This window comes from Roseburia sp. AF42-8, assembly GCF_003435965.1.
Lineage (GTDB): Bacteria > Bacillota > Clostridia > Lachnospirales > Lachnospiraceae > Roseburia_C > Roseburia_C amylophila.
In genome coordinates this window covers 21,143-27,484 of record NZ_QTVB01000032.1, presented here as the reverse complement: position 1 = coordinate 27,484, position 6,342 = coordinate 21,143, and the positions used below count along the sequence as shown (strand labels likewise).

The window sequence follows — 6,342 nt, the reverse complement described above, 5'->3', positions numbered from 1 at the left end:
AATATGTTTAATAACCTCTGTTTTTTATGGGATTAGGAATGGTTTTAACTTCTGGTATATTTTGATTGTAGCAATAATGTTTGCGCCATCCATATTTATATTTTATAACTCAAGTGCATGGGTTTATGTAGTTGGATATGCTGTTATTGCATTATTGGGAAATTTAATAGCATTGCCATTAAGAAAAAGATAACTTCCAGCTTGTCGAGATGAAAAATCAATTTATTGAACTGAAAACTATTGACTCTCACGGAACGTCATAGATTAAAGTTATCTTATCAGGAATAGGAGGTCAGCAGTTATGAGGACAGTAAAAGAAATATCAGATTTAACAGGTATCAGCGTTCGCACGCTTCACTATTATGATGAAATTGGATTGTTAAAGCCAACAGAAAAAAGTGATGCGGGATCTGTGAGGGGCTAAGATTGAGAGGTCTTAGTCTACTCGACTGTGAAATCATAGAGTGTATGGATTCAATTCCATATGCTCTTTTTCTTTACTTAATTTCAGGAAAAATGCAGAAATCTAATGTTACGAGTTTCTTACGAGTGGTATTAAAGAAAACTCGTAAGAAAAAAAGTAAAAAAAGTTGCTTTTGACCACTGTAAAACAACCTCTGAGCGTTTCGTTATATGAAGGAATAAATTTTTCTTTCATATTTCAAAGAAAAGAGGATAAAGAAATGTTAGAGAAAAGATGTTATACAGTACAGGTCTGTGGGAAATATTTTCTGGCAAAGAGCCAGCGGTATGAGCTGTGCAGCGATAAGTGCCGCAAAGCACAGGCGCTTCAAAACAAGCGGGAATTTGACGAGAGGGCAAGAGAAAATAACTATGACCTGCTTTATAAAAATGAATGCCAGAACTGGCGCAACAAAATAAACCGGGTAAAAAATACCTCAGGCTTTCCGGCTGACCGTCTGGAAAAAATACAGGCTGCCTTTGCCGACTTTAAGAAAGAAGCATTACAGAGAAAAAAGGCTGTAAAAACAGGAACAGCCAGCCCGAAAGAATTTACGGACTGGCTGTATCAACAGAGTGATATTATTTTGAAATTAACTACCTTTTAAGTGATGTCTATACAAAAGATCATTCCTCCCTTATGGCGGACAAGATGCTTGTTTTCTTCAACTCGGATTTTGCGTATGCAGTGAAAATCAAATATATAACTGCTAAAACAACGACTAACGCCAGTAGAAACAGCCACGGCAATACCAACGTAATGCAATGGTTTACCGCATCCAATCGTCTACAAACAATTACACTTAAAATGCTTCCAAATACAAGAGCTATTACCAACGAACCTCCGAGGTAAATTCCAATCTCACGACTCAACATAGCTTTTAGCTGCTTCTGCGTTGCCCCAACAGCTTCCAGCAGACCAAATTCCCGTTTTCTGTTCTGAAAATCGACCATCAGCATATTCATAAGACTGATGCTTCCAAATGTAAACAGGATCGCCGCTGCCATATATAGTGCCTTTATCGACGAACTATACCGATACTGAATGTTTTTAATTGTCTGTTCAATCGTATTAACCGATATTTTACCGCTCTGCTCTGCAATTTCTTGAACCGCGCTTAGAACTTCATCAAAATGATTGGGAGTGATCTTGAGCGCCAAGATGCCAGTCTGATCTGTTATACCTGTCAGATTCTTTGCCATATCGTATGTCATCATAAAATACGGACTGCCTGGAACAACCGGATTGCGTTCCATCAAATCGGTCGGGTCATAGGTGCCTGCAACAACTGCGTTGATATTAAACGTGCTGCCATCGGGAGAACGCCCTTCCAACTGCAAGGTGTCGCCAACGCTCGCAATATTCTCTGCAACCAATATTCCGTTTCTTTCGGTCATATCATCGTAATCTGCCGTTCCAGACGATAAAACCGCTTGCTTTTCTGCCAGTTGTTCACGGTTCAGTGTCGGGAAATCATTCATGATACTTGTGAGAGAACCACTCCCGCCGGGGAAGGTAATGGACATATGGACGCAGTTAAATGCAGTTATTTTTTCTACTCCGGCAATGTTTTCCAAGTCATGCCGTAGTGTCTGGCTTTCAAGCGGGTTTTCTTCCAGTTGCAGCTTTGAACTTCCGTATGGCTCAGATTCTTTATCAAACGAACTGCCGACTTGATTTTTCACCTGCAAAAGAATACTGCCAGCAGGATAGTGTTTGAAAGTTGCCTGTTTTTCCGGATCAATAGAGCCTGCAACCGTAGATGCGCCCAGCAATAGCGCACCGCTTACGCCCAGCATCACAAGCGTCAAAATAGCTTTTTGCCTGTTACGCTGGATATTGATTCTTGCGAGATTGTGGGGTGACAGATTGCGATGCAGCTTTGAACTGGCTTTTGCTTTCCCTGAATAAGCGAGGTATCTTGCACCCTCAATGGGAGAAGTATTCATTGCAACTCGAACTGGCTTGAAAATCGCAATATTCACCATTACAACACCTACTATGGCAATCAGCACCGCATAGATGGCAACCGTTTTGATTTGAAATCCCTTCGGATACACAATAAATCCAATCAACAAGCCAGCAATTAGTCCAAGAGGAATACCAGTAAAAGCATACCGGAGTCCTTCTTTTCTCACCATCCGTTTAATTTGCTTTTTTGTCATTCCGATTGTCCGTAGCTGACCAAACATCTGCACGTTCTTCGCAATCTTCGTGTAAAAGACCCCATACACAATCGTTGCAGCCAGCACCGCAGTCAATGCAGCCAGCAGAGGGATTGGGAGCTGGATGCCAGATTGAACAGCTCCGGTCATAATAGCAGAATACTCCGTGAGATATACCTGATCTTCCACAATGCCTGTGTTTTCAATGACTTTATCCGTAAAATCAAGAAGGGTTTCCGAGCGAATGGCATCTGTATTCAGCCGCGTATATGCTGTTACTTGAAGATGATTCATTAAGCTCATGGCAAGTTCTTTGCTCAGATAGACGAAATAACCATCACTCTTGCTGCTTTCGCTCAAAATGCCGGAAAGCGTGTATTCTGCCTCATGCCCCGTGCCGGTTACATCAAAAGTAATGGTGTCACCGGGGTGATATGACTTCCCCAAAAAATCAATATAATTCTGTGGGAGCATGATCTCATTTGCCTTTTGCGGTGCTCTGCCCTGCAAAGATTTTTCTTCCTGATGCGTAAAATAATCTTCGCTTCCATAAGCGACCGTAATTGTTTTATTGCCTGAATAAAAAAGTCCGATTGCAGCATATTCGCCAATCCATTGAACATCTTTGTTTTGACGTAAACCGGATAACTGGTCATCTGTTATTCCCAGAATTGCAACCTGCGCTTTACTGCGCTGTGTATTCTTAAATTCTTCCTGCGCGCCTGCGGATATTAGAACGATTGAAAAAATCATGCAGACAGAAAGGGCAATCGTGAGAAGCAGAAAGGCTTTGCTTCGTTTGTCTGTTTTCATGCTCCGATTTGCCAGCTTTTTTATGATAGCGCTGGTATCATTTTCAAAAGGCCATGTCATAGCTTTCCCCCTCCTTATTCCACAATCTTTCCATCTTCAATGCGGACAATCCGATCTGCAAGACGGGCTATGTCGTTGTTGTGGGTAATCATCACGACAGTTTGCCGGAACTCCGCACTGGTACGCTTGATAAGTCCCAGCACCTCGGCGCTGGTCTTGCTGTCAAGGTTGCCGGTCGGCTCGTCAGCCAGTACAATAGCCGGTTTGGTAATCAGGGCGCGGGCAATCGCCACACGCTGCTGCTGTCCGCCGGAGAGATTGTTCGGCATATTTTTCAGTTTATCTTCCAGCCCCAACAAGTGAACGATCTCGTCCAAAAACTTCTGATCCACCGTGTCCCCGTCCAGCTCCACCGGCAGGACGATGTTCTCATACACATTCAGGATGGGAACAAGGTTATAGTTCTGAAAGATAAAGCCGATGTTGCGGCGGCGGAAGATAGTAAGCTGTTCATCGTTCATTTTCGACAGTTCTTTGTCCCGGACAATCACATTGCCGGAAGTGGGTGTGTCCAGCCCTCCCATCATGTGAAGTAAGGTGGATTTGCCGCTGCCAGATGTTCCCACAATAGCCACAAACTCGCCGTCCTCCACGGAGAAGTTCACACCGTCAAGGGCGTGGGTAATGTTCGGCTTTGTGCCATAATACTTTTTCAGGTCGATAGTCTGTAAAACGCTCATATTCAAAACTCCTTTCAAGGCTTCCTGCCTGTTGATAAGGGTATTATAAAACCCAAATGTCCGCGAAATGTTACAGCGGCCAAAAAATTTCATTGAAAATCGGGGTGAAATGTTACAACGCTCGGACATTTCAAAAAATTATCGGCGGGCAGCCGAAAATGGCCGTCCGCCGCGTTCTATTTTGTAGGCAGCATAATAGAAAATTCCGAACCCTTGCCCAGCTTCGAAACCACTTTGATATAGCCGCCCTGCCGCGTTACGATCTCGCGGGCCAGATACAGGCCAATGCCCACGCCCTGCTGTTCGTGTACTTCTTCCTCACGATAAAAGCGTCGGAAGATGGCAGCCTGATTGCTTTCGGAAATGCCCTTGCCGGTGTCGGTCACTTTGATCTCCACATACATTTCCCACTGAACCACTGATACAGAAATCTTTCCACCTGACGGAGTGTATTTTACTGCATTGTCCAGCAGATTGAAAAGGGCTTCGCTTGTCCACTTGCTGTCATGGGAGATTATCAAATTTTCCGGGCAATCCACGGATACAGCAATTTCTTTTTTCTCTGCGGCATATACAATACTGCTCATAGCTTGTGCAAGCGTATGGAATAAGCTGCTGTCTTTCTTTTCTAATCGTATTGCTCCGGTTTCTAACCGGGATGTTTTAACCAGTGCTTGGAACAGAAAATCCAGTTTATCAGTCTGACTGCGTATGCCTTGCAAAAAGTCCATCCGTTCTTCTTCTGAAACAGGCTTTGTTAAAAGTGTGTCCGTTACCATTTGCAAATTGCTGACAGGTGTTTTGACTTGATGCGAAATATCAGAAATCAGCATTTGAAGCTCCTGTCGTTCCATGTCTACCTTGTGCCGATTTTCCTGCATAATCTCATACAACCGGATTAAGCGGTGGTTGATACGGGCAAAAAGAGTTTCACTATCATTTGACTTTTGTAATTCCTCGTTTCCATCAATCATGTTGTCCAGCGTCCGGCACAAATTAGAAGTAAAATGAGAAAGGCGTTTTCCAAAAAACAGCACCAATAGCCAAATCCAGAAAAATGCACAGAGTGTCAATGTTCCACCTGCTATGAAAATTCGTATATCCTGCATTATACCGCCGAGAATACCGGTAATTACCAGCATAGAGAAAACCATGCCAGCACTAATCAGTCTACAAATTTTCTTAGCAGAAAGGTTATTCAGTTTCATTTCTTTTCGCCTCCTGTCCATTGATAACCCATACCGTAAACCGTTTTGATATATGTGTCGCCATCCGCTTCAATCTTACTGCGAATGCGGCTGATAGAAGTAGTAAGGGTATGTTCATCTACATATTTTTCATCAATGTCCCACAGCCTTTCCAAAAGTTGTTGGCGGGTAAGTACCTGCTTCGGATTTTTAAGAAATAGGTTCAGCATTTTATATTCCATCGCAGAAAGCGCTAATGGTTTCCCGTTCAAGCTTGCAAATTGTTCCGAAAAATCCAGAAACAGGCTGCCATCCTCGTAAATATCCTTAGCTGGTTTGTGATGTTCCAACATAGCGAACATGGCTTTGATCTTTCGCTGCAAAGCACTAATCGAAAAAGGTTTCGTGATATAATCCACTGCACCAGCTTCATATCCTCGTATCTGATCGCTTTCCTGATCGTTGGCAGTTAGAAATATAACTACTGTATCAGGATGCTCTGGCTTGATAAGACGGCATAGGTCATAACCATTTCCGTCTGGTAAATTTATATCCAGCAATACCAAATCAAAAATGTTTGTTTTTAATGATTCAGCGGCTGTCCTTGCATTCAGAACAGAAGTTATTGTGTAACCGTCCAATTCCAAATTATAAGTAAGCGTTTTATTCAAAAGATTATCGTCTTCGACAATTAAAATCTGCTTCATATTGTCACTTCCTTTTCTTTTTGCAGATAGTATAACAGGCAAATGTCCGAGAATTGTTACAAGGACAAATATATTTTTCATTTTACAGCTTTTTCTGTGTACTGCAATTTTATAAAAGAAAGGACAGCAGTGTCAAATTGCTGTCCTTAACGAACATATTTAATGAAACATCGGAACCATCTTCTTTTTGTTGTCTACCTATAATAACGATTGGAGTAATCGATTATAGACACTGCAATCAAAAAAATCTGAAAATATATTTATCAA

The 6,342-nt window shown here is 42.2% G+C and carries 4 protein-coding genes and 3 pseudogenes; 3 read left to right on the top strand and 4 right to left on the bottom strand.

Annotation, left to right across the window (positions count from 1 at the left end; translation table 11 throughout):
- From DW059_RS16220 to DW059_RS11805, 3 pseudogenes are all read left to right on the top strand, one after another.
- A pseudogene (locus DW059_RS16220) lies at nt 1–193 on the top strand (hypothetical protein); the annotation flags it as partial.
- 108 nt (nt 194–301) lie between these two features.
- Nucleotides 302–409: pseudogene (locus DW059_RS11810) on the top strand (MerR family DNA-binding transcriptional regulator); the annotation flags it as partial.
- A 301-nt stretch (nt 410–710) separates the two neighbouring features.
- Nucleotides 711–1,070 (top strand): annotated as a pseudogene (locus DW059_RS11805) (hypothetical protein); the annotation flags it as partial.
- 19 nt (nt 1,071–1,089) lie between these two features.
- Here the strand turns inward: DW059_RS11805 and DW059_RS11800 are convergent.
- The 4 genes from DW059_RS11800 to DW059_RS11785 form a co-directional block, all read right to left on the bottom strand.
- Nucleotides 1,090–3,501, bottom strand: coding sequence for an ABC transporter permease (locus DW059_RS11800; RefSeq protein WP_117529029.1), 2,412 nt, complete (start codon nt 3,499–3,501; stop codon nt 1,090–1,092).
- Nucleotides 3,502–3,515: 14 nt separating this feature from the next.
- Complete coding sequence (locus DW059_RS11795) at nt 3,516–4,181, bottom strand: ABC transporter ATP-binding protein (protein ID WP_019162602.1); 666 nt, start codon at nt 4,179–4,181, stop codon at nt 3,516–3,518.
- A gap of 176 nt (nt 4,182–4,357) precedes the next feature.
- Nucleotides 4,358–5,389, bottom strand: a complete 1,032-nt coding sequence (locus tag DW059_RS11790) for a sensor histidine kinase (protein WP_117529028.1) — start codon at nt 5,387–5,389, stop codon at nt 4,358–4,360.
- Complete coding sequence (locus DW059_RS11785) at nt 5,386–6,075, bottom strand: response regulator transcription factor (protein ID WP_019162604.1); 690 nt, start codon at nt 6,073–6,075, stop codon at nt 5,386–5,388. The genes DW059_RS11790 and DW059_RS11785 overlap by 4 nt, the downstream gene beginning before the upstream one ends.
- Between the last annotated feature and the right edge of the window lie 267 nt (nt 6,076–6,342).

Coding starts and splice junctions, on each gene's coding strand:
- DW059_RS11785 (WP_019162604.1), bottom strand. CDS start 6,075: ATGAAGCAGATTTTAATTGTCGAAGACGATAATCTTTTGAATAAAACG.
- DW059_RS11800 (WP_117529029.1), bottom strand. CDS start 3,501: ATGACATGGCCTTTTGAAAATGATACCAGCGCTATCATAAAAAAGCTG.
- DW059_RS11790 (WP_117529028.1), bottom strand. CDS start 5,389: ATGAAACTGAATAACCTTTCTGCTAAGAAAATTTGTAGACTGATTAGT.
- DW059_RS11795 (WP_019162602.1), bottom strand. CDS start 4,181: ATGAGCGTTTTACAGACTATCGACCTGAAAAAGTATTATGGCACAAAG.